Raw genomic sequence first — 1,854 nt, forward strand, 5'->3', positions numbered from 1 at the left:
CTAGGACCTGTCCGGCCGATCATGGCGTTGGACAGTATGGGGCGTGCTCGCCTGGTGGGGTGGTGGCTGGGGTCGTCCTTTGACGGCTTCTCCCAGCTGTGTTCGGTGGTCACAGTCCTGGCTTCCCATGTTGAACACATTGGCTGCTCTGGGGACCTGGCTACAGGGCGACGGTGTCAGCCCACACAACTAAGGTTGCTGACCACTGACCTCAAGGGGCTTCACCATGGGTATTGATCCCGACGTCGCAGTACTGCTCGACCTCGTACCGGCAGACTTCGCAGGCGGCGAGCAGATCGACTGGGCTGCGGCCGAAGCTGCGCTCGGCGCCAAGCTGCCGAGTGACTACAAGGCTCTGCTGGACACGTACGGCGTGGGCGATATCGGAGAGCTTGTCATTCTGCCCCCGCTCCCGAGTGACGTGCGCGGGTGGGAAGAGTGTCACATCGGAGGCATGACGGTCGGCCTGCGCGGGCTTTGGGAGGAATACGGAGGAGTCCCGGGCGTGACGCTGGGCGCCGATGCCGTCCTGCCCTGGGGTTCAGGAATGAACGCCAACGAGATGGCTTGGCTTATGAACGACCCAGATCCGGACAAGTGGCCTGTCGTAGCCTGGCGCCGGCACCATTCGTGGGGCGAGTCGCCGTGGGCCCTATTCGACTGCAACATGGTCCAGTTCATCACCCGCATGATGCTGGGCCAGTTCGAGACCTGCCCACTCGGCGATGCGTCGCTCTGGAAGCAGACAGACACGTTCGTCAGCTGGCGAGAGCAACATCGACGGCTCAGGGCCGGACTGGATCCTTCGACAGGCGAGCCGGATCCCTACGCCCACATGTATCCCGTCACCGAGGACTGGCCCTGATCAGGACCGAAGCCAAATAGTGAGGGCTGCTGCTGTCGCGGTGCCGAGGTAGACGCAGCCGCGCTTGTCGAAGCGAGTGGCGACTGCCCGGTGCTGCTTCAAGCGGTTGATCGCCCGTTCGACCGTGTTGCGCTTCTTGTAGCGGTCCTCGTCGAAGCCGGGTGGCCGTCCGCCGCGTGAGCCTTTGCGCAGGCGGGCGGCCTGACTGTCGGTCTTCTCCGGGATCGTGTGCCGGATACCGTGGCGCCGCAGGTAATCGCGGCATGGCCCGTTGCTGTAAGCCTTGTCCGCCGCGAGGCTGGCTGGCTTCTTACGGGGCCTGCCCGGTCCGGGCCTTGGCACGCGGATCTTCTCCAAGACGGGCTTGAACTGGGTGCAGTCAGCCCTCTGGCCTGCGGTGACGATCAGAGACAGCGGGCGGCAGCGGCCATCCGCACTCAGGTGGAGCTTGCTGGTGAACCCGCCGCGCGAGCGGCCCAGGCCCTCGCCTCCAGCACCACCTCCACCAGGCGGGCGACCAGGCTCTGCCACGGAGTTTCGTCCTGGTGTTCCGCCGGTTCGGCCCCCTTTGACGCAGGACCTGGCGGCGGATCGGTGCGGGCGCCGGCCGCATGCTGATGTGCGCGGACGATGGTGGAGTCGACCGAGATGTCCCAGTCGATCTCACCCGCCTCGTCGGCTGCGGCCTGGACCTGTTGGAGCAGTCGTTCCCAGGTGCCGTCGGCTGACCACAGCCGGTGGCGTTCATAGACGGTCTTCCACGGCCCGAACCGTTCGGGCAGGTCACGCCACTGAACGCCGGTCCGCACTCGATGCAGAATCCCGTCGATCACCTGCCGGTGATCACGCCACCGGCCACAACGCCTGTTGCTGACAGGCAGAAACGGCCGCAACCGTTCCCACTCGGCATCCGTGAGATCACCCCGCCCCATGAGCACATCAACGTCCTCGACGCGAAGTAGTCACATGATCGGCCGGACAGGTCCTAG

2 protein-coding genes are annotated in these 1,854 nt (G+C 65.4%); one reads left to right on the forward strand and one right to left on the reverse strand.

Annotated elements, in window-relative coordinates; translation table 11 throughout:
* The first annotated feature begins 226 nt into the window (after positions 1-226).
* Complete coding sequence (locus ACZ7L5_RS45160; RefSeq protein WP_471524954.1) at positions 227-865, forward strand: SMI1/KNR4 family protein; 639 nt, start codon at positions 227-229, stop codon at positions 863-865.
* On the opposite strand, the gene ACZ7L5_RS45165 is transcribed toward ACZ7L5_RS45160, so the two are convergent.
* Positions 866-1,797 (reverse strand): IS5 family transposase gene (locus tag ACZ7L5_RS45165; protein ID WP_471524956.1). Its coding sequence is split into 2 segments (ribosomal slippage): positions 866-1,434 and positions 1,434-1,797, totalling 933 coding nucleotides; the frame shifts between segments, so codons are not numbered across the junction.
* Positions 1,798-1,854: the final 57 nt, after the last annotated feature.

This window comes from Streptomyces sp. NPDC107528 (genome assembly GCF_055639295.1).

Coding starts and splice junctions, on each gene's coding strand:
- ACZ7L5_RS45160 (WP_471524954.1), top strand. CDS start 227: ATGGGTATTGATCCCGACGTCGCAGTACTGCTCGACCTCGTACCGGCA.